Origin of the sequence: Algoriphagus yeomjeoni, from assembly GCF_003259505.1 — a bacterium.
GTDB classification, from domain to species: domain Bacteria; phylum Bacteroidota; class Bacteroidia; order Cytophagales; family Cyclobacteriaceae; genus Algoriphagus; species Algoriphagus yeomjeoni.
In genome coordinates, this window is the sequence record NZ_QLLK01000002.1 from 71387 (window position 1) to 96778 (window position 25392).

At 38.6% G+C, this 25392-nt stretch carries 20 protein-coding genes; 5 read left to right on the plus strand and 15 right to left on the minus strand.

Annotated features, from left to right (window positions below):
* Nucleotides 1-207: 207 nt before the first annotated feature.
* The 4 genes from LV83_RS03610 to LV83_RS03625 all read right to left on the minus strand — a co-directional run bounded on the left by LV83_RS03610 (nucleotide 208) and on the right by LV83_RS03625 (nucleotide 3197).
* Nucleotides 208-852, minus strand: a complete 645-nt coding sequence (locus LV83_RS03610) for a DUF6266 family protein (RefSeq protein WP_111610176.1) — start codon at nucleotides 850-852, stop codon at nucleotides 208-210.
* A 635-nt stretch (nucleotides 853-1487) separates the two neighbouring features.
* On the minus strand, nucleotides 1488-1682 hold the full coding sequence (locus LV83_RS03615) for a hypothetical protein (protein WP_111610177.1): 195 nt from the start codon (nucleotides 1680-1682) through the stop codon (nucleotides 1488-1490).
* 19 nt (nucleotides 1683-1701) lie between these two features.
* On the minus strand, nucleotides 1702-2613 hold the full coding sequence (locus tag LV83_RS03620; protein ID WP_111610178.1) for a terpene synthase family protein: 912 nt from the start codon (nucleotides 2611-2613) through the stop codon (nucleotides 1702-1704).
* Nucleotides 2610-3197, minus strand: coding sequence for a cyclic nucleotide-binding domain-containing protein (locus LV83_RS03625; protein ID WP_146613682.1), 588 nt, complete (start codon nucleotides 3195-3197; stop codon nucleotides 2610-2612). Before LV83_RS03625 ends, LV83_RS03620 begins: the two co-directional genes overlap by 4 nt.
* 470 nt (nucleotides 3198-3667) lie before the next feature.
* Here LV83_RS03625 and LV83_RS03630 point away from each other — a divergent pair, with 470 nt between their 5' ends.
* The 3 genes from LV83_RS03630 (at nucleotide 3668) to LV83_RS03635 (ending at nucleotide 5245) form a co-directional block, all read left to right on the plus strand.
* Nucleotides 3668-4090 carry a MauE/DoxX family redox-associated membrane protein gene (locus LV83_RS03630; protein WP_111610180.1) on the plus strand — a complete coding sequence of 141 codons (423 nt, stop codon included), beginning with the start codon at nucleotides 3668-3670 and terminating at the stop codon, nucleotides 4088-4090.
* A gap of 430 nt (nucleotides 4091-4520) precedes the next feature.
* The gene (locus LV83_RS21350; protein ID WP_158530494.1) at nucleotides 4521-4685 is read left to right on the plus strand and encodes a hypothetical protein; all 165 of its coding nucleotides are present in this window, start codon (nucleotides 4521-4523) and stop codon (nucleotides 4683-4685) included.
* A 272-nt stretch (nucleotides 4686-4957) separates the two neighbouring features.
* Entirely contained in the window at nucleotides 4958-5245 is a 288-nt protein-coding gene (locus LV83_RS03635) for a DUF6520 family protein (protein WP_111610181.1), read from the plus strand.
* Between the two features lie 60 nt (nucleotides 5246-5305).
* Here the strand turns inward: LV83_RS03635 and LV83_RS03640 are convergent, their stop codons facing one another.
* The 4 genes from LV83_RS03640 to LV83_RS21280 form a co-directional block, all read right to left on the minus strand.
* Complete coding sequence (locus tag LV83_RS03640; protein ID WP_111610182.1) at nucleotides 5306-6652, minus strand: RagB/SusD family nutrient uptake outer membrane protein; 1347 nt, start codon at nucleotides 6650-6652, stop codon at nucleotides 5306-5308.
* Between the two features lie 722 nt (nucleotides 6653-7374).
* Nucleotides 7375-10599 carry a SusC/RagA family TonB-linked outer membrane protein gene (locus tag LV83_RS03645; protein WP_111610183.1) on the minus strand — a complete coding sequence of 1075 codons (3225 nt, stop codon included), beginning with the start codon at nucleotides 10597-10599 and terminating at the stop codon, nucleotides 7375-7377.
* Nucleotides 10596-11990 carry a TlpA family protein disulfide reductase gene (locus tag LV83_RS03650; RefSeq protein WP_111610184.1) on the minus strand — a complete coding sequence of 465 codons (1395 nt, stop codon included), beginning with the start codon at nucleotides 11988-11990 and terminating at the stop codon, nucleotides 10596-10598. The genes LV83_RS03645 and LV83_RS03650 overlap by 4 nt, the downstream gene beginning before the upstream one ends.
* A gap of 449 nt (nucleotides 11991-12439) precedes the next feature.
* Nucleotides 12440-12628 carry a hypothetical protein gene (locus LV83_RS21280; protein ID WP_146613683.1) on the minus strand — a complete coding sequence of 63 codons (189 nt, stop codon included), beginning with the start codon at nucleotides 12626-12628 and terminating at the stop codon, nucleotides 12440-12442.
* A gap of 350 nt (nucleotides 12629-12978) precedes the next feature.
* Here LV83_RS21280 and LV83_RS03660 point away from each other — a divergent pair, with 350 nt between their 5' ends.
* Nucleotides 12979-13221, plus strand: a complete 243-nt coding sequence (locus LV83_RS03660) for a helix-turn-helix domain-containing protein (protein WP_158530496.1) — start codon at nucleotides 12979-12981, stop codon at nucleotides 13219-13221.
* Nucleotides 13222-13264: 43 nt separating this feature from the next.
* On the opposite strand, the gene LV83_RS03665 is transcribed toward LV83_RS03660, so the two are convergent.
* The 5 genes from LV83_RS03665 to LV83_RS03685 all read right to left on the minus strand — a co-directional run bounded on the left by LV83_RS03665 (nucleotide 13265) and on the right by LV83_RS03685 (nucleotide 22565).
* Nucleotides 13265-14701 (minus strand): argonaute/piwi family protein, encoded by a 1437-nt coding sequence (locus LV83_RS03665; protein WP_111610516.1) that lies wholly within the window; start codon nucleotides 14699-14701, stop codon nucleotides 13265-13267.
* Nucleotides 14702-14703: 2 nt separating this feature from the next.
* On the minus strand, nucleotides 14704-16458 hold the full coding sequence (locus tag LV83_RS03670) for an SIR2 family protein (protein WP_111610187.1): 1755 nt from the start codon (nucleotides 16456-16458) through the stop codon (nucleotides 14704-14706).
* Between the two features lie 255 nt (nucleotides 16459-16713).
* The gene (locus tag LV83_RS03675; RefSeq protein WP_111610188.1) at nucleotides 16714-17100 is read right to left on the minus strand and encodes a P-loop NTPase family protein; all 387 of its coding nucleotides are present in this window, start codon (nucleotides 17098-17100) and stop codon (nucleotides 16714-16716) included.
* Nucleotides 17101-17271: 171 nt separating this feature from the next.
* Nucleotides 17272-19053: an ATP-dependent nuclease gene (locus LV83_RS03680; RefSeq protein ID WP_111610189.1), complete on the minus strand. Its 1782-nt coding sequence runs from the start codon at nucleotides 19051-19053 to the stop codon at nucleotides 17272-17274.
* A gap of 341 nt (nucleotides 19054-19394) precedes the next feature.
* Nucleotides 19395-22565: a hypothetical protein gene (locus LV83_RS03685; RefSeq protein WP_111610190.1), complete on the minus strand. Its 3171-nt coding sequence runs from the start codon at nucleotides 22563-22565 to the stop codon at nucleotides 19395-19397.
* A 977-nt stretch (nucleotides 22566-23542) separates the two neighbouring features.
* Between LV83_RS03685 and LV83_RS03695 the strand changes: the two genes are divergently transcribed.
* Nucleotides 23543-24445 carry a hypothetical protein gene (locus tag LV83_RS03695; protein WP_111610192.1) on the plus strand — a complete coding sequence of 301 codons (903 nt, stop codon included), beginning with the start codon at nucleotides 23543-23545 and terminating at the stop codon, nucleotides 24443-24445.
* Nucleotides 24446-24663: 218 nt separating this feature from the next.
* On the opposite strand, the gene LV83_RS03700 is transcribed toward LV83_RS03695, so the two are convergent.
* Both LV83_RS03700 and LV83_RS03705 read right to left on the minus strand, forming a co-directional pair.
* Nucleotides 24664-25053, minus strand: coding sequence for an endonuclease domain-containing protein (locus LV83_RS03700; RefSeq protein ID WP_111610193.1), 390 nt, complete (start codon nucleotides 25051-25053; stop codon nucleotides 24664-24666).
* Entirely contained in the window at nucleotides 25050-25310 is a 261-nt protein-coding gene (locus LV83_RS03705; RefSeq protein WP_111610194.1) for a DUF559 domain-containing protein, read from the minus strand. Before LV83_RS03705 ends, LV83_RS03700 begins: the two co-directional genes overlap by 4 nt.
* Nucleotides 25311-25392: the final 82 nt, after the last annotated feature.

The following is a 25392-nucleotide window of genomic DNA, read 5'->3' on the forward strand; positions in this document are numbered from 1 at the left end:
TAAATTAATTCAACAGCGCTGGCCCATAGTCGTCTTTCAGAGACGAAGGCCATGTGCCAGCAAGATGGAAACGCAAGGACCTGCGGGGGTGGTTATCTGTTGGCAGTCTGAAGACTGCATTTTATCTGGTCTAGTTATGAGACTTAGACGAGATGGGGCAACACGAAGAGGAGAAGAACTACGGGGAAGGGACAACGGGGATTCACCTCACACCCTGCCCAGACATACAGAATCCGAAAACTGTCTTCTACCATAGGACTCAGAGAAGAAGGAGACATATACATAAAATTTTCCCTGTAGATCAGACAACCAAGGGAATTGGATCTGCTGGGAACCCGACTTCCGGTAGTTACCTTCAGTATTAGCCCATTTGCGTCCGCTTTCAGGATCATAGGCTACAACAAAGAGGCGGTCGGCATCCTTGCCATACCCCATAAAGGCATTGGGATACCAGGTGATCTCGAGCATATTATCACCTACCCACAGCGCCTCGGCCCCGTCTATTCCCAATACATCGCCTTCAGAAATCTTGACTTTCTCCGGATAGAGCACCGGAACTCCATTTTCATTGAGGACACCTGTTTTCAGCAGCACTGAAAGCGCTCTGCTGAAGCCTTGACTTTGTCCAGCATACCTTTTGGCAAATCCCTGCTCCAACTCTGCTCTTATAGGAACGAGGAATTGTTGCCCTCTCTTAAATGCCGCCCGGTGATAGAGCTGTTTCGCAGTCGGGGTTTTGCTGCTCTTAGCGGGAAGACTCTTGATAATGGTCTTTCCATTCCGCTCATAAATCACTGTATTTCCCAGCTTGCCTGAGATCTTCCCCAGTATATTAGTATTGATGATTGCCATAGCGAATGAAGTTTTGAATAAAGTTCAATAGATAGTTTGTATTTAGTCGTTTTTATTTAATCTGATTATCCACAATGATTTCAGTGACCTCTTTTTCTTTGCTTATCAGGCTGGAAGACCCCTGCCCGAACTACAGGCGGGGATGACGGGTGACCGAAGTAGCCAGTGTTACCCATACTTCAAGTCGATTTTTACCTTTTACTGGCGCAATTGGGGATATACATATAAAATAAATCGCCCAGAGCAATATGATTGAAACTCCAAATAAAAGACCACTTCGACTTTGTCTTCCGTCTTCTTCTCCCCTCTGCCGCCTTACGTCTCCCGTCTTCCATCTTCATTCAGATCAACCCCCGGAAAATGCTTCTCTGCTTGCATTGATGTTATAAAAATTAGTACGCTTTAGTTATCAGAGGAAAGCATTTCCTTCCAGTTGTCCCTCATTAGGTTTGCTTTGGATAGGGTTTTCTTTTACATGGCCCTGAAGAAAAGTAGTCTCTGAGTCGATGAAAAGCCGATGCAAAGTCGAAAGAAAGCACCCTTTGGCTACTATTTTCTAGTTAGCACAACTACAGGATATCAGGCGACACGCTGGAAGACCTTCTGCTGAGATAGAATTACGCCTAGCCATGATTTCAGTAAATATAACTCTCGATCTGACTGATGGGTATTCCTGAGAATTCGGCAAACTCATGTAGGGTGACGAATTGGTAAGGCTCTTTTCCATTCACAACCTTGATTTTACCAAGTAGGGAATGTCCGTAACGTTCACTTCTCCCTGTGATAATCTGCACATCTTTGGGGTATATGACACAGCGTTTTTTGCTCATGATTCACCTCCATTTCTTATTAAAATTTACTTATTCCATTTACAGATTTACCATACCTTGCCGTATCCTGATCTGACCAATACATACAGCCACCTAATAGCAGAAGTAATTCATTCACCCAAGTTTCAGAATAGCCTTCTTTTTTTTTTATCATGTCTAGGAGTTTAAACAACTGATCAAATAAGCCTTCAAGCTGTGTGTTGGCATAGCCATAAATCATGGAATCACTACAGCCTGTCTGCACTTGTAAAAGCAGTAACTCATTATGAAAATCCTGATCTTTTCTTTCCTTTTCCATAGATCTGAGATCGTTAGAAAGGCAGATTATTCTACCTACCTTCTGCTCAATCCAACTAATAGAACAATCCAGGTTGGATCCATCCACTTTCAGTAAATGAAGTGCGAGATATACTCCCGAGCTGAAAAGCCTCATTTCTTTGTATTCAGGCAGAGAAGGAGCCTGACCTAGTTTCCTGTTATCAACTTCCCATTGCTGGGCCTTTAGGTAATCCCTCCAGCTTGCGTAGAATCCTGCTTGCCAATGCTCACTTCCTGATAGAGAGATCGAAAGAATCAGATTTCCCAACTGATCAATAAGTACCTTGGTGCTGCTTAGGCTTGTGCATTCAGATAATTCAGAAGTATCAACTGCCAAAGCATCTAGCAAGTACATCGCTTCCTTGGGTGCTACTTCATCCAACAAATCATCAAAGAGAAACAAACAGCAAAAAAACCTGGTGATTAATTCTAATTTAACAGGGTCAATTTCCGGAAATAGGTAGCCCGCAAACCACATGATTTTCTGGTCTTGCATCCTCTTTAACCTGGATTCACTGGAAACCAATCCTGATTCCCACAACCAGCTATAGGTTTTCTCTTCTAAAAGAGGGGTAGCAGTATTGATTGACACTGGAAGTATGTACTTCTTCATGATTCCCAGTCTCTAAATTCCCTTTGAACTGATCTGACTGTCCTCGCTGTGCATCCAAAATAGCTGGCTATTTTATTCTGAGAAATAATCTGATCGATACCCGGAAAAATCTGAAGGAATTTCCTGTAGCCTTTATGAATCCCCATTCCTTTTATCGAAGAGCGTCTTGAGAGCCTTTCCAAGAGTCTATGGTTTATGGCTAAACCCAGTCTGGTAAATTCAGGGAAATTCCTGATTAGGTCAGATTCAGATTTCTTACTTACTTCGAAATAAACCACATCCGTTAAGCAAAGGAGATAGGACTTTGTCTTTTTCCCTTTCCAGTAGGATTTGAAGTCAAAAGCCACATCTGATTCCTTAAAAATTTCCTTCAGAACCTCTCCTTCTTCCATTGCCTTCATAAGCCCCATATATCCCTCGCATATGTATCTGCTGCATAACTCTACTGCATTGGATTCTTTAAGGACCATTCCTTTCTTGCCCTTCCGGAGATACATGTAGAGCTTCAACTTTTGATAATCGAGTGAAAGTTCTGGGACCAGTTGATCATAGTCCTCTTTCATCCTGTTTAAATAAGTTTCCATTTTATCTTGCTTTAAAAAATTTTGATTGACTGGAGAATGTAAAATAGGCCTCTTGCAAAAGCCTGGTAGAAAAAACTACACTGTTAATTTAAATATAAGTATTTAACATTTGCAATAGGTATTTTTTAGTCTATTCATTTTACAGCATAAAAAAGAGGAAATATTTCCTTATTAATAGTTTTTATTTTACCAGGTAGGAAAAAACACCTATTTATTTCTTCTCAAGACCATATAGGTTTGGGAATGATTAAGTAAAAAGTGAAATGTACCATACGATGATTATTCACAGAATATTGAGCACACTACTTATTCTCCTATGGGCTACCTCATCCTAACCTTCTTCCTAATCGCTTTGCTCTCGGGACGGTCTCCCTGCAACACTGCAGGGCAGGCATTTAGGAGAGGGACTAAGTCAATGCTAACTATGATGATTCGATAATGAATAAAGTGATAAGCACCATACTACGATTATGAACAGAATATTGAGCACCATATTAATTTTCCTCTGGACCTATACTGGACTTGATAAACTGATCCAGTTCAGCGCTAGCAGAAAAGCATTTCTGAACCAGACCTTCCCTGCGGAACTGGCGGAGATTCTGGCTTTTGCCATACCAATAACTGAGTTGCTGCTTGCCCTCCTCCTACTCTTTTCAGTAACCCGATGGTGGGGATATCTGGGAAGCATCTTATTGCTGACAGTATTCACAACCTATGTGGGACTGATTTGGGTGGGAGCTTTTCCGAGGGTGCCGTGCAACTGTGCGGGGATACTGGAGAGTATGGGCTGGGCGGAGCATTTTGTTCTTAATGTGGTGTGTATTGGATTGGGAGTTTGGGGGTTGAGATGGGAGTCGCAGTATCCAGTCGCAGTGGGCAGAAATGAAAGCTAAAAGATGAAGTGAGAAAGCTGAAATTTCAAAGACAGAAGACGGAGGTTGGAAGTTGGAGGTTGGAGGTTTAATACCAAAAATCATGGGTTGGTAGACATTGAGAGAATCACCCTGAAGGGGTGAAACCATTAATAGCCATGGGTGAGCCAAAGGCTTAACCCATGGTAAAAAGGATCAAAAGGCCATTTTCCTCGGCCCAAGATCATAATGGGATACGGATGTTTGTGCCGAGGAGTGAAAACGAATCCATATGAGAAAATAGTCTGTAAAGACACAGACCACGGGACGGAAAACGAGGCAATGCCGTAGGCATGTCAGATTGGTAGCCCCGCCACGGCGGGCAGGCCAGGCCCTGGGGTTGCATGATTAATAGTTGAACCAGCGCTGGCCAACAAGCATCATTCGGAGACGAAAACCTAGTGCCAGCAAGATGGAAAACAGATGGGGATGCTGTCCTGCTTCTGGAGAAGCAGGACAGCCGGAAGTTAAAAGCAGTCAGAAGTCTGCAGCATCCAAAGCACAGATCAAGAGACCTGCGCTAAATGGAGAGACGAACGGCGGCAGAAAAAAGATAAAAACCTTCGGGGTTTTATAAACCCTAAAGGTAAAAAAAGGGGCGGCTGCTGTAAACCGCCCCCACAGCCCGAAACCTTGCAAGAATGGGCTGCAAAAAATAAGATGGGAACTTACTCCTCGAGAAGACCTGAGTTCGAGGCGGGTCTACACTGGTGAGTTCCTAAAAGGGAGAAACCGAAAACCCTCTAATATAGTAGGTATTTTAACCATGTCTGCCATGAGCAAGTGTTCTTGATGGACAATCCTAAACGTTTTCCCTGTTTTTGATCTGTTAAAAAACAGGACGTAACGATGAAAAATTTAGTAAAAAGATTACCGCTGTTTGCTTTTGTGCTGGCAGCGTTTGCCGCTTTTGCATTTAATGCACCTGCTATCAGTATGGAAAAGCCTACTTCTAAGGTCTGGACTCCTGATTCAAATGCCCCTAATGGGTATCGGGAAATTACAGGTGAGATAGAAGAGACTAACTACCTTTGTGATGAAGGTGGTCTTGAATGTGCTGTTACCTTTCTAAATGACGATCCTTCTACCGGTGTGAAGATCGAGGTAGAACCTGGAACATACATGGCGATTCCATAAAATCATAGTTTCATAGTTTAATTGTCCCAAGTGTCAATGACACTTGGGACTTTTTTTAAACTATCGTTCATTTTGTTCAATCCCTGTCCGCTGCACTTCCAAATCAGGTATTGGAAATACATATTTGGGAGAATTGGGTAGAATTTCAACTTGATTCTCTCCTCTAGTAAAAACTGTGGCATGTTCTGGTTCCTGATTTAGCCTTCTCAAGTCAAACCAACGAATTCCCCGACCTATTAACTCAAGTTTTCTCTGGTTAATTATAATAGTCAATAGTTTCTGACCTGTTTCCTTGATTTCTTCAAAGTGGTCTGGTGTAAATCTCCTAGCCAAAAGAGCATTTAAGAAAAGTTGTGATTTCTCAGAGTTGCCAGTTCTGGCAAAGGCTTCAGCAGCTGTTAACTCCAATTCCCCAACACTTATCCCTCCAAAAAAAGCCGTGTTCCCTGAGAACTTACCAGTATATATTAACCGTCCACTATCAGCTTCATTGAAAAATGCCATTCTTCTTAAATCTCCTTCCTTTAATTGATTCTGAATATCCTCGGAAATAAAAACCTCATTTGAAATGTTAAAAACACTGGATCGAAGCAAGGAATAAAAAACCATTTCATCATTAAATTGAGGAAATGGAAACCTGGCTTCCACATCAATTTCATTAAAATCCATCCTATTTTTATAGATCATAAGTGCTTCACTAGCTGCTTCTCCTGCCTCTCCATAATTAGCCGTGACTAAATTGAGTCTTGACAATAAACCCAAAGCAGCAGCTTTATCAGGTCTGGTTTTATATAAGGATGAAACCGGAAGCAAATCCACAGCTTCCAATAGATCATTTTTAACCTGCTTATAAGACTGGTCTAAACTAGACCTCACTGCCGGTTCATTGATATCTGCATTGTTTTTAAGTATAATCCCTTTTAAACCACCGTTATTTCCATCCAGCCTGTAGGCTGGCGCAAATTGCTGAAGTAGATTGAAATAGGCATAAGAACGATGAAACAAAGCCTCACCTCTCAGCTGTTGATGTTCTTCACTGGCTATGTTACCTATCTTATTTAATGCGTCCAACGCTACATTTGCATAGAATACCTGCTCGTAGGGAAATACCCAATCACTCACCATTTCACCCTGATATGGATCATCCAGCCATAAATAACTTCTCCTTTCGGCAACGAAGAGATTGGCTAGTATTTTTTCCGATGTCTCAAATTCATCTGAGGCCCTACTCACTAAATTTCCTTGGCGGTTAAATACTGACGAATTATCCAACAGACTTCTGACATCCTTGATGGTGGATACCACCACGACACTATTATCTGGTTTTTCATCAAGAAACCCATCACAGGCTAAAAGTCCTGCCATTAAACTTCCTGATATTACAATTCTGCTTATTATGTTTTTCATGTGTTTATAATTTGATTTTCATATGCCACATGGAATGCCCTAGGTAATCATTTCCCTGTGTGCGAAGCCATTCTCATGGGCATTTCATATGTATATAATTTGTCTTTTAAAGGTCATATGGAATCTCACAATGAAAATCATCCCTCAGTGTGTGATTATCCTCACGTTCGATTTCATATGTATATAATTTGTTTTTTAAAGGTCATATGGAATCTCACAATGAAAATCATCTCTCAGTGTGTGGTTCTCCTCATGTTCGATTTCATATGTATATAATTTGTCATTTAAAGGTCATATGGAATCTCACAATGAAAATCATCCCTCAGTGTGTGGTTCTCTTCATGTTCGATTTCATATGTATATAATTTGTCTTTTAAAGGTCATATGGAATCTCACAATGAAAATCATCCCTCAGTGTGTAGTTCTCCTCATGCCTGTCAGCCTCAGGCAGGCTCGATTTCATGTGTTTATAGTTTTAAATAGCTTTCCGTCGTCCCCCAATTATCAGGAGAAACCTGATAAATTGTCATCCTAATGGGTTTCTACCTTCCTCCAGACTGTTTCCGGAAGCCTGGCCCAACTTAAAATTCTATTTATTAAGATAAATGGGCGGACAGAAGTATAACCTCTGTCCTTCAACCAGCTGTATTAATTATGGAGGAAACCACCCCTCTCTGCCCTTATGAAGAAAGCCACTGGCTGCCCATGAATTTGTTAACTTATCAGAACTCCAAGTGCAACCCTAAGGCGAGACTCCGCCTAGGTGTGGCCCATCCAAAATCTGGATCCAACCTAGAGTCACTGGCTGACCATAGCAGACCAAGGTTATTTACATAGAGATAAAACTCTGCCCTACTAATTCCTGCCATGAGTCCTTTAGTGGATTTTTGAGCCAGGTAGCCTATTCGGATATCCTGTAATCTAATGTGATCTCCTTTTTCGACCAGTTCTGAACTAACCCTATAAAAGGTGTCTCTCAAGGGATTGCGAAAAGCAGGCATGGATGGCACCTGGGTAAGCAATTCGTCTCCAGGATTCTGCCATCTCAAAGAAAAATCTGAATGACCTCCCCTTCCTTCCAGAATGGAAACATAGTTCACTGAAGCTCTTCGAAAATAATATCCAAACCGGTAACTTAAATTCGCAGAAAGACTGAAGCCCTTGTAAGAAATCGTATTTCTAAATGCACCAAAGGTTGTGGGCCGGGCTGGTCCATGGTACAGGATGCTTTCCAGGCTTGCCCCATTCACCAAGGAAGCGTAATCTTCGGATTTCTCTCCATCCAAATTCCCCAGTGGGGCCCCTGTATCAGGGTTCAGTCCTTCCCATGGCAAACTGTAAACCCCAAATAATGGCTTTCCAACCAAAGGGAAATAGGTTCCTCCCAAGCCTGCCAGGGAATAATTCAACAAGCTGCTTACCGCAGGTTCTATCTCGAAGGAAGTCACCTCTTCTTTCAGGCCTGAAAGTAGAAAAGTAGAATTCCATGAAAATATTCCCTGAATATTCTTCGTATTGATTTCCAGATCAAATCCCTTGGTAAGGGTGGATGCCGTATTCCCTGTAAACGTCTGTACCCCCGAACTTGGGGCAAAAGGTGTCTGGCCGATCAAATCCAAGCCCTGCTTACTATAAAATTCAAGAGTACTGGAAATCCTACTGTTTCTGGATTCCAGATCGATTCCAAGATTGACAATCTTAATCCGCTCCCATCTCAGGTCCTTATTTGGTGGGTTTAGAATATTGGCATAGGGAAGCTGGGTCAGACTGCTCTGCGGTAGCAACCTGGCCGTAGTGAAGGCTGTCAAGCTTCTATCCACATTTCCATTATACCCATAGCTAGCCCGAAGTTTCAGATAGGGAATCGCCCCAGAACCATAAAAATCCTCCTCACTTATTGTCCATCCTATTCCTGATGACCAAAGTGGAACTGCTCTTTGATTCGCTGCGACTCCAAATAGGTTTGAGGCATCTTTTCTGGCACTGATTGTAACTAGGTATCTGTTTTTATACTTCAGTGATGCATTACCAAATATGGAATAAAACCTGTCTGCCCCAGCGGAGATACTTTCGCCACCGGGAACCGTATTGGTGAGGGCAGGAAGATAATATTGTGGGTATCTGTTTACATGATCTACCGGAACTGTGGTAGCACGCTCTTCATCGTATCCATATAACCTTCTGCTTACTGATTCCCAATCCAAGGCTTTCACTTCGACACCTCCCAAGGCATTTAGTTCAAACTTTTCAGACCATGATTTTTCGTAGTTCAGCTGAAACCTCCCAGAATGGCTGGAAGAGAGACGGTTGGATCTATCCAGTATCCCACCTTCCGGAATAGGATAGGATTTGTTTCCGTTATCATCAACTTGGGTATACAAATTAACCAGCTCTCTTGTAAAGTAACTATCCGATCCATACTGGGTCTGATTGACGGAACTGTTTTTCCAAAACTGATAAAGCATTTGAATCCTGAGTCCGGAAATGAGCTCGTAGTCAGACCCCAAATTAATTCTCCAGTCATTGTTGCTCATCATGGAAGGAGATCTGCCTAGTTCATTTAAGGGATAGTAGCTCCAATCCAACAGCCCTTCTTCCTTTGCTTTAGCTTTCAATCCACCGCTGTATCCCCGATTTACTGGAAGTGGGTTGCCAAATTCATCAGCCAATTGTGCATAAGGATACATTTGTAAACCGGAAGAGAAAAAGAGGTCATCGGGCCCGGCATTTTGGTCAAGGCTTTGATTTAGTGTACCATAAAATGCTCCCTGAAAACCCAGTTTTCCATCAAGTAACCGGAGGTCATGCTTCAATTGAAGCGTAAACCTGTCTTGGGAATTTCCCACTACCGGCAACTGGAGTCCATCATAGCCCAATGCAATCCGGTATGTATGGGTTTTGCTCCCACCAGACATAGCCACATTGTATTGCTGGTTGAGCTGTGGGCGAAAGAGATACCTATCCAAATCTCTTCGTAGGTCATTATTCCTATACCCCTCAATTAGGTCAGTAGCATCTGAGTCAGTGATGTGCCCGCTTCGCTGAGCAGCTAGAGTTTCAATCACTGGGGTCAGTACAGGATTGGTAATAGAAGTCAAGGAAAAATCGTAAAAACCTGAAGCAAACAATTGCTGCTCCACGTCGATAAAATCATTGACTGACATGGCAGGTGCAAGGAAAGGGTCAGGTTTTTCAATCCAGTTGGCATTGCCTGTGATGCTAACCTGAAACGGTCTGTTACTAACACCTGACTTGGTGGTAATCACAATGACCCCATTTCCTGCTCTGGCACCCCAAATAGATGCTGCCGCAGCATCTCTAAGCACTGTGATACTGGAAACATCATTTGGGTTGATATCCTCCAACCTACCGTCAAAAGGGAAATTATCAATGACGATCAAGGGCTGGGAAAATCTACCCAAGGTACTTCGCCCTCTGATCGAAAGAGGGTCCCTGCCCACATCACCTGTTCTGTTGATGATAAGGCCGGATGTAACATCCTCCAATCGATCAATTATATTGGTGCTCACCCTTCTGTCGATCAATTCCTCATCCAAATTCACAAATGATCCCGTTGCTCTGCTTTTGGGGATTTGCTGGTATCCTGTCGCCAAAACCTGGACTTCGTCAAGCCCAATTCCTGAAGATTCAAGATTAATAATCAGCTTAGCTGATGCTGGAATTCCTACAGAGGTAGTATTGCTTTCATATCCCAGGAACTGCACCTCTATTTCATAGGTACCTTCAGGCAATTCCACGGTAAATTCTCCTTCTTCATCAGCTATGACCCTATAGTTTCCCGGTGAAAATGAAATCAATGCTCCCGCCAAAGGTGACCCAGATTCAGCATCTATCACCTGACCTTGTTGTTTTACATTTGCCTGCGCAAAAAGCCCATGGCCTAACCCAAAGGAAAATAGAAGGTATACAAATAAAAAGTTTCTCATGGCATCAACAGTTTAGGTGGTGAGATTTTTTCAAGTACCAGGACAGGTATTTCTGCATATTGCTCTTTCAGGTCCAAGCCATTCTGCCGGAGGGCGGTACGAAGACTTTCCACATCAGAAAGATTGGCGACCAAGGTTAGATCGATCGGATAATCAATTCCTGTCAAGTTGATTATGGGATACTCACTAGTAGCCAGGAAATATGTATTGAGATGGTAGACAAAACCCTGGAGGGGGTAGTTGGTCATGGACACCCCGACTGAAAGCATTTTATAAGACTTTTCTTCTTCCTCAGCTTTTGGAAAGTCTCCTTCCTGTTGCTTTACAAGTGCATATACCTTCTTTTTCTTTGATACCACAGAAGCTTGGATATGGGGTAAAAACCGCTTCAAATCCTCGCGCATCAATACGTAGGGATTCATCGATAATGGAGCTATCAGCTCGTAGCCAAATACATGGTCGCCTTTAGCCATCCAGTCCACATAATCCATCCCCCTACCATCAGTCCAAAGTTCCTCTTCCTCAAACCCGAGCAGCTCCATCCTGTTCCTTCCAAAATAGTCCACCAGATCCCGCTCCGAATAGGCCAACTGAAAATGGTTGATCAGTGGCATATTGATTAGCCTAATATGTGACATGCTGGAGTAATCTTGTGTCAGGGAACCTCTCAGATCGGGGATATAGCCAGTAAAGGCTGATTGAAACCATATATTCTTATGCTGTATTTCAGGAGTTTCAGCGATCAGTTTGGTTTTGGAACCTATTCTGATCTTTTTATCTGTCTTAATTCTGAATGGGGAAACCCCTGTAGCCAATAAGGTATTGAGGTTGGATTCGGTCAGATCTTCCATTCCTGTGATTGCAAGGATCTTTCCATCGGGGTCCAAAACTATCAGGTGCGGAATTACAAAATGTGGAAAATATGCCAATAAGCGCTTTGAATTCACTACCAAAGGCAAGGTAAGATTCTGTAGAGATTTGTAATTTTCGAGCAGCAGGGACACCCTTTCCTCTTCGAATACTGAGACAGGAATCACTGCAATCCTATCCCCATATTTTCTTTGTATGGCATCTAGCTGAGGAAGGGAGGCAATACTGGCTGTACAGGTGGGCGCCCAAAACTCCAAGATGACATACTTGCCCCGGTAATCATCCAGGCGGAGCTTATCCGAATCAAACTGCAAGACTTCGGAAAACTCAATGCCAGAAGGAATCTGATCACCGATCGTCAAGGTATCCAAGTAGGCAGAAGGACTCTCGCCCTCCTGCCCTGGGAATCCAGACTGATAAACCAAATCAGTGCCTGGGGGTGAATCCGCAACTTGTGCTGTGGATGTGCTTGTGGGTACGCATAGGTATCCCAGTAAGCAGATGAGTAATGTTTTTTTCATTGCTTTTAGGTTTTAAGCTGGAAGACGGAAGAACGAAGACGGAAGACAGTTGTCCGATGTCGGATGACCGATGTTGTGTCACGCTGAGCACTTGAGAGACGAGAGTCTCGAAATCGAAGCGGTTCCAGTCATCAGTCGCAGTAGGCAGTCGCAGTGGCCAGAAGGAAAGTCAGAAAGATGAAAGTAGAATCACGAACTTCTGCATCTTGAATCTAACTTCTTGGCTCTTGATTCTAGGTTCTTGGCTCTAGTATCTAGCTACTTGATACTAGCTACTTCCCACAAGACATACCCTTCCCACCCTACCTTCTACCGATAGTCCAGCAATAATTAATAATAAGAAATGTGTCAGCGCTACCGGCTACTGTGAGCTTGCTGACCTGAGTGTGTAGTAACCGATCTGCTCAGGGATGTGCACCTCCCCTTAATCGGCGATAAAAAACGAAACCTTAAATCGGATTCTTAGGCTTCAGGGGATACAGGCGATCTACCGCGGCGATGCCGTGCTCCACTGGTAATAATCTACAATAGATAGGTAATGAGCAATGTGTCCCAAGGTAAAAAGCAGTCCTCTCCCCTTTCCAGAAATTCCTTCCCGGGAAGCTTGTTAATCCAGAAAAAATTAAGGTCTGTTCCATGATACTTGGGTTATAACGATAGTCCCAAGAAAAAAAGCCATTGGAGTGGACTCTCCTTCTTGCAGAAACTGAGGTACGGCCAAGCACCTTAGAAATGAGCAAGCGAGTAGCCCACGCCAATGGCGTGAGCATTCTCACCTTTGTCTCATTTCTACTTTCGAAAATTGGCCGTTTTCAGTTTCGAGACTCAAGTGCGAATACTATGGAACCAGATATTCCACAAATATTAGGTTTCAACTTTTGAAATCCTAGGCTAATATAGTGAAAGGTTATATATGTTGGATATTTAACCAACACTTTTTACATTAATTTCAATGAATTTCAATTCCACATATCAAATTTTTAAGGAATTGGCGGAAAAAGAAAAATTAATCAAACAACTCGCAGAAAAATTGAAAGAGCTAAAAGTCTCAAGCGGATTGAGCTACAGGCAATTGGCTCAAAGGTGCAGCTTGGACCACGCAGATATCAAAAAATATGAAAATGGTGTAGATGTTCGTTTCACAACAATCATTGAACTAGCAAAGGCTTATGGTGTACATCCAATGGAAATTTTGGAAATAGATTATGAGATAAATTTTGAAAATCCTTAAACGTGGTGAATCAATTTAAAATCCTTTTTTAAACTAATTTAAATTACATAAAATACCGAATATTATACTCTGCATCAATCAAGTTCGGATTCTGCTTTACGATTTGAGCAAAGCGACTCGAGTAATCAAGTGTGACAGGGATTTTTTTATGAAGTGTATTATTATTCCAATCCATTTTGGTTAATCCCAGAATACCTGAACATGTATCATGCCATCCCCCGCTACCGCTAAACCTCCTCAATAGAATTGGTGTGGGCGTTTTTTTCAATGCAAAGTCTTTATATACTCCGTAATTTGGGTTATCTAAACTAATTCTTGGTACTAAACCTTGCGTCCATAATAAGGCTTCATTTGAACTAATAGGTAGATAGCAACCCCTGATTACTGGAAATGAATCAGGCTTCATGTCCTTATACTTAATACCGATAAATGGAGACTTTTCTACGATTTGAACGAGTTCTATTTCAGTTCCGTCATTAAAGCTATCGAGTGCTCCAAGAATTTCCTCTTCCGTGAAATGAGTGTTCTTATGAATTGTTATTTTCTTTGGCGTCTTCCCAAAATGATTCCTCTGGTAAATCTGTAAACTCTTAGTGAGTATGGATTGCATGTCTTCCCTTGATAAGTAAGGGTTTTTCCTGAGATCGGTGAATTTTGGTTTTGTGTCAAAAGCCACAAACTCAAATCCGGTGCCGTCCGGTTCGAAAAGCTGACTACAACATGTACAATATTCATTTCCAGATTCATGTTGCTTGATCGCATAACTTATTCCTATAAATGCTTCATCTATTGCAAGATTGTTAAGCTTCCAAGGAACACCTCCTGCTTTGGAATACGTAGCTAAACTTATTCCCCACATTACATTAGCTCTGCATTTTCTGGAGATTGAAAATTCAGTTAGAATTTGAATGGGAATTCCAATAGGAGCACAATAAGCTTTTAGATAATCATGCAAATCAAACCCTTCATTAATAAAACATTCATCCCATTCCTTCGGCAGATATAGATATAAAACATGAAAAGAACTTCTCAGATTTTGTAATTTGGCAATTTCTCCTAACAAGGCTTTTGCAAGCCCTAAATAGTCGCCATTTTTTGCATATTGATCTAAATCAGAAGATAACTCGATTGCCAACTTCTCCTTATCAGCTATTAAAATTGGAGTTTTATACACAGCAGAAAATCCGGGATAGTCTGGATAATAATTAGTTGCTTCAACAGCTTTAGCAGTACTTCTGAGTTCCTTGAATATCTGAGTTAATTTGGCCCCATGACCATTTGCGGTGATAAAGGCAATTTTTATTTCATCTAAATAACCAATTGATTGACTGTAAGGACCGTTTTCAATTAGTCCCTTTAAAGGATGTCTGTCTATTTTTCCATTTGCAAATATTAATTCAGGTTCGGGTAATTCACTATAACCACCTAAAGCAGATAAATTTGTAATATTGATTGGTTCTGAAAATTGAGCATCATTCATCATTATTTGGTTTTGCGTGAATAAGAGGTTCTATTAGTAGTTCTTATGTTATTTGACCCATTAGAGCCAGTCGCCAAATACGGTTTTAATGAAACAGTATTACCATTACCTACTTCTATAAATATTGTTTCTATCCATGCCGATAGGAGCTGGTCCAGTTTGTCATTCTTTAATCCTGATCTTTTCTGTCTTAAAAAATCAACATAATTTCTCCTTGTTCTTTGAGGTGATATCCATATATCAGGACTAAGAATTAAAATATAATTTTCGTCAATTTGCTTAATTCTTACGTTCAAACAATAAGACCAGATCGGTGTAATACTTTCTTCTAATCCCACGCTATTTACAACCTTAACCTTGGGAAAATATCCACCCATTTGACCAACAGCAGATTTTAAACTTTTTAATTTTTCAGAAGTAAAGTGCTCTTTACCAATAATGATTGTATGTTTTCTCGCTAACAATTCCTCACGTTGACAGAGCGATCCGCAAATCAATTCCTCAAGAGCCGATTGAAGAGATTTGTGATTATTCAGATCACTTATTTCTATTGCAATGTCAGTTGTTTCTATTTTCTTAAAACCAGGTATAGCAGATTTAATTGTATCTAAATTCCCCCATGCATAAACATTTTCATCAATCCACAAAATAGCTTTATCCTTGGCTAATTTTCGAAGATCTTTTACTACCTCCCAGTCTAACTTTGGTTCAGCTTCAATCTTAAAACATTCTGTAGGGATATCTGTAATAGGAACCGAATTAAACCTAATTAATTGACCATTTTTTGAGGGTTTAGGAATTGGAATATTTACTATTCTTTCTGAAATCCTCTCAACTTTTTCTACTAACTGAGTTGGTTTGGAAGGTAAATTTCTCCACAATCTCGTCATTAGAGAATCGAAATTATCAACTTCCACAATGTCTGCCTCAATTCCTTTTGACTTAGCTGATTGAATCAATTCGAGCACCTTTGTGTGAACCTTAGAATTTTTTAAAGTTGTCCAGTACAAGCCTTGAGGAAAAGCGTTGGTAGCACTCAAAGACTCATTTAAAAGATCCATGATACTTTTATCCCGACCACTATAGCCAGCTACAATTAAGCCAAATCGAGAAGCAGAAGACAGAAAGCATTTTCTTATCTCCTCATCAGCTTCAACAAGGTGCTCCGCTAAGTTTGCAAGTTTTTTATATTGAAAATCTCCGTGCACCTTTGCATATAGTGGAAATTCGTCATTGTTAAGTGCTCCTTTGCATGCATTTGCACCTTCTAAGTGATATGACGCTAGATCTTTATTGGAAATGTAGGAATAGGCATTTTCAAGAACCTTATCAAAGTTGGTAGTGTAGACAACTTTAGATATTCCTGCATACATCAACGATGCTAAAATTCTATGACCAATTGATAGAGTGATCTTACCCGAATTTAGGGCTTCCACCAAATATTGTCTTTGTTCCTCTTCATTATCGCCGAACAAAAGATCAAAATAGAAAGAGTATTCCCTATCATCATATTCTTTGGGAAAACCCTTTGAATCACAAAATTCTTGTATTTTTTTACGTATTTGTTGAATTTGAATATCTGTATCATGAATATCCTGATTTTCTTCAGAGCAGTAGTATTTTTTCTTCAAATCCCAGATAATTTGGTTAGCAGTTGGTAGGTTTGCACTAACCGAGAATCCCGCACCCAAAAACCAAGAACACTTATCAATCTTTGCTATAATTTTTCTAATAAATTCACTTTGATCCATTGCCATATTATTTGTTATTAAGCCTTTATTGAAGATAAATAATATCTAATAAAAATTATTAGTGAACTGTCTTTGATCTATGAAAAATAGTACCTTTCGACAATTGAAGTATATAAACCCAATCTAGTCGTAGGTTATAACTTAATCCTAATATTTTATCAATTTATAATTGGCTTTCTTGACCTCAACCTCCTTGAAAATCACTTACAGCATATTTTTTTTAGAAATTGCAAATATAGCATGTAATCTAACTAATGCTATTTAGCACATCCAAGTATCTTCCAATGTTATATAGTCAATATCTATAGGAGCCTCAATATTAAAACTTTCTGTTTCAAAATCAAACTTTACTACCACTGGTTTAAAATTAATTTTAAAGCAATGTGATGTATAACCACTTTTATCTGAATTTGGGGGATATGCGAAAGCACGAACAGTAACAATTCCTGAAAATTTACATCCATTAGAAGAGAACACGTTATGAATTTTGTCTTCCGTATACATTTCTTTAACTTTTGAATTTTGAATTTCAATTATTTCATATATCCCTTTAGTTGTATCAAAGTGCTTATATCCTGATATTAGTTGTTTCACTTTGTCTTCTATAGTTTCAATTTTAGTTATAAGTTCTTCTTTATAGTTTATCATTTATTTTATTATTAAGTAATTATAAATTTAATATTACTGCTTGTTACCTTTGAAATATTTAGTTTAGTAATTTATTCCATCCGTTGCTATTTAAGTCAACTTCTATTTTTTGTATTTTTTTCATCAACAACATTCTCTATTTTATCAAGCAAGTTATTATATGCCATTTTTTTATTCGTTAAGTATTTTTTCAATTATTACTTCTATGTCTGTTTTTCCATCTTCTACTACAGTCGCACAACTTATCCATTCTTCTTTTGTCATTTCGTCAAAGATTTCAAAGTTATTTTTGGCTTTAAAATTTTGTCCAGAAGGGGTTAGAATGTGTGTTTTAATCTCCTCTTTTATGTCCGAATAGTCTTGAATCTCAAATTCTGCTGGTAAAACATAATCTCCAAGAAGTCTTTGTATTGCTGGTTTGGAATAATAGTTTTCAATTTCTCTTTTTCTTAAAACATCAAATTCGCCACCCAATTCTAGAACCTTTGCAATTAATAAAGCTTTATTATCAAGTTTAGAGTCGTAATCGACTGCACCTTTATCTGAGTCTAAAATAAAAATAAAACGTCTATTAATTTTTCTACATAGTTCCGCATTTACGAAAAATTCTACTTGGTCACCACCACACGGTATGAATAAAATATCTGTTGGTAAACTCCCATCAATCTTAGTAATTGCTAGTTCCCAAAACTTAACATCACCACTGCCTTCAACAAATACTGCTTTCCTGTAATTATCGTTAAGTAAGTTATAGTTTGGTCTTATCCCGAGTTCCTTAATCACAACGTTCAAAATATCTGCTTCATTTTCAAAATTAAAGTAATCGGATATTTCATTTGTTTTTTTAACAACAACAATATTTGAATCTCTGGTGGCTCCAGCAAAAACTGGAGAGTGTGTAGTTATAAAAAATTGACTGTTCTCTGAAAGCAATATTATTGATTCTAATAAGTCATTTTGTAGTTCTGGATGTAAAAATGTTTCAGGCTCTTCTATTCCAAAAATTTGATATTTTTTAGTTGTTTTTTGAGCAAGATATTCAAAATATGCAACCATTAAAAGTCTTTTGAATCCAGTTCCCTTATTTGCAATTGGAATTTCAAACGTATCAGATGCAAATTTTAATGATAAGTCGAACTTTACTAAATTCCCCCAATTACAAGCCACATTGGGTTTGATTTTCTCTAAATTAGGAACGTTTTTCTTCATTAAATCAGCAATCAATCCAAACTCTGTTTCTAAATCTTCTTGAACATTAGTTTCAATTTGAGAGGTTAATGCTGAATTATTTTGAAGTGATTGTGTCGCAATTGGTTTAAATTGTGATTGAAAAGAAGTTGAACCAACATTTAAATCCTGTTCTGCGTCAAATAATGAATATTCGGGCATTTCAATAAAATCATATTGCTTTTGAATGTTTTTAATATATTCATCCGCAATATATTTTTTTTCAGCTCGTCCTAAACTTTGAGTATTTGTGTCAATTAATTCAATTTTTGACAAATTGGTAACACCACGCCCTGACTTTGAAAATTTAACATTTAATGTCATTAAAAAACCATTAATATCTGATTCTTTAACCCCCCAACAATTATTGATATCATCACTACTAATATCATTACAAACGTAGAAAAGTTCTTTTACTATCTTACCAGCGTTATTAAACGAAAAGGTTTTAATGAGATGTATTTTGCCATCAGAGTCTAATGCTAATGGATTAATTTGATTTTGAGTTTCAAATCTTATTGAAATTTCTGTTTTCTCGTCACTTTGAATTCCTTTGAAAATGTCGTTGATACTAAATTTATCATTAAAAAATGCATCAAGAGCCTTTAGTATATTAGACTTACCAGAGTCGTTTTTGCCAACAAAAGAGCTTATTTCGCCCACTCTTAAATTTGTTAAGACTCTAATTCCTCTGAAATTTTTAATGCTTATGTCGAAAATTTTCATTCTATTTTCTTTGTTTGGGTTATCGTTCTAAAATGGTATATAACTTATTATAACAGCAATAGCGGTTATTTTTTCTATATCTTTAAAGATAATAATTCAATAAATTAGTCTCTATTCTTCAATCTTAAAGGTTATCCAACATTAATCGATTATAGCTCTTACTATCACTTTTTAGAGATTGCTGTCTTTTGGCATATATGCAAAGTGAATTAGCTTAATCCCAATGCTGCAACAGAAGCTACTTCCTGCCGCAGATTTCCTTGAGCATCTAGCTCCTATTAAATTTTCTATGAAGATGGCAACTTGGAATGTAAGGCCCTAATTCATTCTAAACATTACACCTATAACACTGATTCATTATTTATTCTTTTAAGAACGAAATTAAAATCATAATCTGGAGGTAATGGTTTATATTCCTTTCTTTCTCGTGTCACTTCATAGGTTTTGCGCTGAAACTCTCTAATAGCCGATAATTCAATCTCACTTACCAAAATCGTATCATTAAGTCCACCTTTTAACCTTAAAAGATCCATTCTCGCCGATTCTGTAGGCTGTGTTAGTCTTGAATCTCCATATTGGCTAGTATTTACCTGGGCTATGAAGCAGTGTAAATCCCTTGCACAGGACTCAACTATGTTTGAAAAATAATTTGTATCCTTATTCCATTCTACCCCTACTAACATATCTAACTTACTCCTAAACAAACTTCTATGCCACACATTTGCAAGCTCAAAGCAATAATAAGGTGAAAAGTAAAAGTTACGCCAATTGAAGATGTCATGCCGATAGACCTTTGGTAAGGGTACCTTTAAATGATCTCCTTTAATCAACGATTGCTCTTCGTGAGAATAATGGTTTTTCAATCTAATGCTTACGACGGAATCAGAGATACCACCTACTTCAGTTGGCAAAATTGTAACTACAAAATTGAATACCGAGTCCTTCACTTTAACATGTTCAATTCCAGTTATAATTGCAAAATCATTTCTTTCTGAATACTTAGCCAAACTTGAAAGGAGATTTATCGGAATAAAACATTCCGGGAACAATAGCAAGTTAGATTTTTCTTTACTAGCTGCATTTAATATCGCCGCCAAAGAATCATATCGGTCTGAATCTAAATTTGGTGTTCCTCTCATACCAAGAATAACATTAGACAATCTGACTTGAGTGTTGGCAAATGCAATTTTTATTGCTTTAGGTAAGCGTTTGTTAGAATCAACTCTTATTTCTTCAACGTATACGGTTGGACTGTTTTTCTTTTCGTCATGCTTTCGATTGAAAAATTTATCACGGAAGTCATGATCAAATTGTTCATAATTTGCTACATGAGATTCATTAATTTTAGCAAACCGTTCGAAGGCTGCATCCATGTAATCGTGCGATTCTATGGACCCTTTCTTTTTACTTATTGAAAAAATATTAGTAGTGTAATAATCTCCCTGACCACCTTGTCTTCTCAACCTTTTACCAAGGTCTTCATAAATAACTGATAGACAACATTCCCAAAACTTGACACGCCTTGGTGAATTTACCATAAGATCCTCACTTATTTGATACTTACTAAAATCGGTTTTTATAGCAACCAAGCTTCTCAGTTTTCCATCTTTTGATGATTTGGTGTAAGTCAGTAATGGATGCACAACATAGTTATGCCTCATCATGTTTGCTTTTCGAAATCTTGTTATCCAATAGGATTTGGAATTGGTAGGCTCTTGTAGACCAAAAACAAATCTAAAATTATAATTGGATAGAGCATTTTTCTTAAAATCAAAATCTCGCTCCACTTTCTTTGTTTTTGAAATAAAATCTAAATTAAGAGACAGAGTGATTTCATTTGAAGAATCCAAATATTCAAAAAGAGTATCTTTAACTTTACCTGAACGTAGTTGGCCTGTCTCTTTATTAATATGCAATGCCTCAATTTGCTCATAACAATGAAAAAGAAAATCAACATATTGAGCTGGTTTTTGATTTACCAATAGAAGAGTTAAAATACGTTCCCAAAGTCTGTAAAAGTTTAAACAATTCTCTCCCTTGAAGAATCTCACAACCTCTTCACTTTCATGGTCAGTTAGATTATTCTGATGTCTTAGTGCGCTAAATATTTTATTGGATAGAAAGAGGGTTAAACCAAACCGATTTTCTTTATAGTCTTTCAAAGTTCTAATCTTACCCTCTGTACCATCATAATCAAGATGATAAGCACTGGCAGCTAAAGTAAGGTTGTTAGCTCCTTCTTCCGGAAAGTCACGAAATTCGCTTGTTCTCTCATCTAATTCCTGTTTTAGGCGGTCTATTACTAAATGAGATTCATCAGCATCAAAATAGTGTAGTAGAGATTTATCTAGCTGACAATACAATGTCTCATATTCTTCAAGTTTAAAAGCATTATTTTCTAAGTCTTCGTTTTGCGATTGTTCTTCAATTCTCTCCGAACCAACTACAGTAATAATTTCAGGGAAAATTGCTCTAATAAAGTTTTCAATAATTGATTCTTTACTTGAGTTTGTTTCACTAAAGCTAGTTTCAGGGTCAACTATTACAAAAATCAAATCATCTACGTATCTACCATAATATGCAGGTTTTACTTTTTTAGAGATTGAATCATCAAATTTTTTCAAGTAATGATTAGCAAGAACATAAGATGAAACAAGGCCTATCGGTAAGGCTACATCAAAATCTTTGGATAATTGGGGATTTTTATTTAGATCATTATTAAGTTTTTCTGTATAGCTTACATGAATATTAAGAAATATCTTCTTTAAGTTGTATTCAGAGTTAAGCACTTCATATTCATGCCCATTATATAATTCTGACCTAGGAATCTTTACTGAGTTGAAATATTCTTTTAGGTCAAGATTTAAGAATGCTACATTCTTTCCTTTCTTGATGATTCTGACAGCTGTCTCAACCGCTTCATCTCGCCATCTCTGATACTGATTGTAATATGGTTTGAATAAACCTGATCCTTGAACAACTGCGGTTTTATCTTTATTGAGTAATAAGCGATTTCCAAGTGATTCATTACTAAGGAGACTATCAATACGATATCCTTCGACCAAAATCCACAGAACAGCAACAATATGTAGTTCAATAGGAGCATTTATAAATGGAGTTAGTCTTTCTATTTCATAACTACTTCTAATTCTTTTGTTTGAAATAAAATTGTTTTTTTTGCTAGACTCTCTTTCTCCTTTTATTTTTTTTGGATAGTAATCAATAGAAATTTTTTGGATAAGTCCGACGAAGAACTCGCCATTCTCATGATAGTTGTTAAGTTCTTTTGCAATTCGGTCCAGTTTATCCTCAAGTGTAAAATCCTCAAAGATGTATTCAAATCCTTTTTTAGAACTGTAATGTGATGAAGGATTATTTAATAGGTAATCCTTGCCGATACTTGTTTCAAACTCAACGAGCTGCCTTCTTAGGACAAGATCGGTATGGTCGTAATATACATATGACTTTAGCTTCTTGTAGGCATCGCGAATATTCTGAACAGAAAATTCCATGTTTAATATGAATAGTTTTTTATATCTAAATAATTTTATTTCCCGTCTGAGTGTAGTCAAATGATTTGTAATTACTGGGTGAAGTTTGCCTGCCTTACAAGCTGGCCCAAGGCTTAAATCTTCCTCTAGAAGACTTCTGCACGCCTTATCCTACCCTAAATTTGCAATTGGCTTGGTCTACCTCACCCCACCCCTCTTCCTTTAGGAGAGGGCGCTTGGTCCCTGCTAATTATTAACATGTAGTCCAATACAACTTTACTATCAATCCCCATGATGCCAACAAAACTTACCACCTGAAGCTGCTTTTCTAGAGCATATGGATCTACCTCACCCCTCCTTCTCCTTTAAGAGAGGGCGAACGTTTAGTATTATCATCAAGCTATCAGAATCATAAGGTGTTTGGTCGTTTCCGGATTTAAGCCCAGAATAATGCTATAAAAGTTGGTTGTCCCCTCAGGTGATAAAGAACAGTAGCAAGAAAGTGGAAATATTGGAAGAATCTATACCCTGTACAGGGTATTTTTCAACCTCATCCCCCGCCTTCTTCCCGATACGCTGAGCTATCGGGACAGGCTCTTTAGGAGAAGGTGATTGTCACTGCTGAAAGTGGAGTGAGAAGGTCAAAAAAAAGGGAGCTTTCAATAACGATTAGAGTAAGTGGAGATTATCTTCCTTCGAAGATCCATCAATCCGATCAACAAACAGAAAGGTTATGGAAAAACTATTACACTAAAAGAGGAAAAAGTGAAGTGAGGGGAAGGATTTTTTTGATTGAATCATATAGTGAGGTGAAATTAGTGTCCACTACATTTTTCTAATTCTTAGCAATTTAATAGTTTCATGTGTTTATAATTGATTTTCTATGGCCATAACCTGTCCCGTGACGAAGGAAACGGGATGGAGTTCCCAGAATATTCATCGCACTGTGTGATCCCGAAGTTTCGGGATCATGAGCATTTTATAAAATTTCCGATCCTATGGAACTCTATGATTCGTTAGGAAATCTACTTTTGACAGTAGTGATTCCTACCCACCCTCCGATCATAATTGGTATAAACCAAGACTTCCCTATCCCTCCAATTGGGGGCGATTTTCTTTTTAACTTCAATGCTTTTATTGAAAAAGAGGAACATTTAGGGCGAATCAATTATCTACTTGAAACGGGTGGGTTAACAGTGGGAGCTTATATTCAAAACATAATAATACTTCAACATGGGCTAAAACCGGGAGTTGAAAAACCTGATGCTTCTCTATACATGAATGACTACTATAAATATTGGTACCGTTATCAGATTTATAGCCCCTATCCCGAATTTCCAGATCCTGAAATGGGAATTAAAAAGTTGATAATTAAAGCCAATAAAGAAATTCGATTTGAGGTACCAAGCCTATACCCCGTACCTATGCCCGGTGGTAAATTGGAAATCAACTATGCTAAGGTTCTTGATTCAAAAGACCTGAGGTATGTCAAAAACTTAACAAAAAAGGAGGCCTTGTATTGTTTTAAGTATGAAAAAAATGAAATGTGGTTTCAACTTGGAATACCTGCTTGGATCAAACCTAATTTCAGTCAATCCGAGCAGAACAGGTATTATTCTTTCTATTGGACGCGAAATCCTGAATATGCACCAGAATATTGGCTTACAGAACCTTTTGTGCTAACCTATCCAAGTGAACCCGATATCCGAATTGAGGTTCCTGGAAGTGAGCGAATTTTTATACCTGGAATTACTTACCAAATCAATTGGAAAAAATTCCTTCCTACTGAGCACTTGGAGCGAATCAAGGAGGAATTGGAAGAGTATGAGCGCTATGCTGACGAATGGATAGATACCAAGACAGTCATTCATGGCAGGTGTGGCTTTAATCCGGATCTATAGTGTTAAACTGTTGAGTCCTATTTTCATTAATACTTTTAAGCTCAATTTTCCCGCTAGGTGTAGTCATAGTGATTGTAGTGACTGGGTGTGATTTGTAATTCTACCTCACCCCTCCCTCTTCCCGATACGCTGTGCTATCGGGACAGGCTCTTTAGGAGAGGGAGTTTGTCACTGCTAAAATGAAGTATGGTGGTCAGAATTGAATACCTGATTAGCGATCAATATTCTGACTTACTACTTGATATATAGTTCAGTATCTGCTCTAGTACCTTAGGTAAGTCGCTTAATATTTTTTGATTCCTGAATCTTAGGATATGAATGCCATATTCCTTTATAACGGCATCTCTATTGATGTCATGCTCCCGTTGCTCCTCCCCTTCACGGACTTCGCCATCGAGTTCTATCACCAATCGTAGCTCATGGCAATAAAAATCTGCAATGTATTTGTAGAGCGGGTGCTGGCGACGGAACTTGTAGCCGTCCAGTTGTTTGTTTTGAAGAACCGTCCAGAGCTTTCGCTCGGCTGGAGTTAGCATTTTCCTTAGCTCTTTTGCTTTTTGGTGGGTGGTTGCGGAAGCTCCGTAAAAAAGGTTGGATGTGTAGGTCATTTGCTAGTCAATATAATCAGAAAGTGATTTTGGAATAAATAACTTAATGCTAGCAGGATCAAATGCCCTCTTCCCGATAGCGAAGCGTATCGGGAGTTAAGGTGAGGTAGTCGACGGAATTTGTAGCCGTCTAGTTGTTTGTTTTGAAGAACCGTCCAGAGCTTTCGCTCGGCAGGTGTAAGAGTTTTCCTCAGCTCTTTGGCTTTTTGAAGTGTCGTAGCTGTGGCTCCGTAGAAGAGGTTGGAAGAGTAGGTCATTTGCTATACTATATAAACAAAAGCCTGATTTGAAATACATCCATTCACGCTAGCACTGCCTAATCCCCTCTCCTAGAGGAGA

Excerpts from the sequence above, each read along its gene's own strand:
- LV83_RS03635 (WP_111610181.1), top strand. The coding sequence starts at position 4,958 with ATGAAAAATTTAGTAAAAAGATTACCGCTGTTTGCTTTTGTGCTGGCA.
- LV83_RS03610 (WP_111610176.1), bottom strand. The coding sequence starts at position 852 with ATGGCAATCATCAATACTAATATACTGGGGAAGATCTCAGGCAAGCTG.
- LV83_RS03645 (WP_111610183.1), bottom strand. The coding sequence starts at position 10,599 with ATGAGAAACTTTTTATTTGTATACCTTCTATTTTCCTTTGGGTTAGGC.
- LV83_RS03630 (WP_111610180.1), top strand. The coding sequence starts at position 3,668 with ATGAACAGAATATTGAGCACCATATTAATTTTCCTCTGGACCTATACT.
- LV83_RS03685 (WP_111610190.1), bottom strand. The coding sequence starts at position 22,565 with ATGGAATTTTCTGTTCAGAATATTCGCGATGCCTACAAGAAGCTAAAG.
- LV83_RS03695 (WP_111610192.1), top strand. The coding sequence starts at position 23,543 with ATGGAACTCTATGATTCGTTAGGAAATCTACTTTTGACAGTAGTGATT.
- LV83_RS03700 (WP_111610193.1), bottom strand. The coding sequence starts at position 25,053 with ATGACCTACACATCCAACCTTTTTTACGGAGCTTCCGCAACCACCCAC.
- LV83_RS03615 (WP_111610177.1), bottom strand. The coding sequence starts at position 1,682 with ATGAGCAAAAAACGCTGTGTCATATACCCCAAAGATGTGCAGATTATC.
- LV83_RS03705 (WP_111610194.1), bottom strand. The coding sequence starts at position 25,310 with ATGACCTACTCTTCCAACCTCTTCTACGGAGCCACAGCTACGACACTT.
- LV83_RS03650 (WP_111610184.1), bottom strand. The coding sequence starts at position 11,990 with ATGAAAAAAACATTACTCATCTGCTTACTGGGATACCTATGCGTACCC.
- LV83_RS03675 (WP_111610188.1), bottom strand. The coding sequence starts at position 17,100 with ATGATAAACTATAAAGAAGAACTTATAACTAAAATTGAAACTATAGAA.
- LV83_RS03680 (WP_111610189.1), bottom strand. The coding sequence starts at position 19,053 with ATGAAAATTTTCGACATAAGCATTAAAAATTTCAGAGGAATTAGAGTC.
- LV83_RS03670 (WP_111610187.1), bottom strand. The coding sequence starts at position 16,458 with ATGGCAATGGATCAAAGTGAATTTATTAGAAAAATTATAGCAAAGATT.
- LV83_RS03640 (WP_111610182.1), bottom strand. The coding sequence starts at position 6,652 with ATGAAAAACATAATAAGCAGAATTGTAATATCAGGAAGTTTAATGGCA.
- LV83_RS03620 (WP_111610178.1), bottom strand. The coding sequence starts at position 2,613 with ATGAAGAAGTACATACTTCCAGTGTCAATCAATACTGCTACCCCTCTT.
- LV83_RS03625 (WP_146613682.1), bottom strand. The coding sequence starts at position 3,197 with ATGGAAACTTATTTAAACAGGATGAAAGAGGACTATGATCAACTGGTC.
- LV83_RS21350 (WP_158530494.1), top strand. The coding sequence starts at position 4,521 with ATGGAAAACAGATGGGGATGCTGTCCTGCTTCTGGAGAAGCAGGACAG.
- LV83_RS21280 (WP_146613683.1), bottom strand. The coding sequence starts at position 12,628 with ATGGAACAGACCTTAATTTTTTCTGGATTAACAAGCTTCCCGGGAAGG.
- LV83_RS03665 (WP_111610516.1), bottom strand. The coding sequence starts at position 14,701 with ATGAATGATGCTCAATTTTCAGAACCAATCAATATTACAAATTTATCT.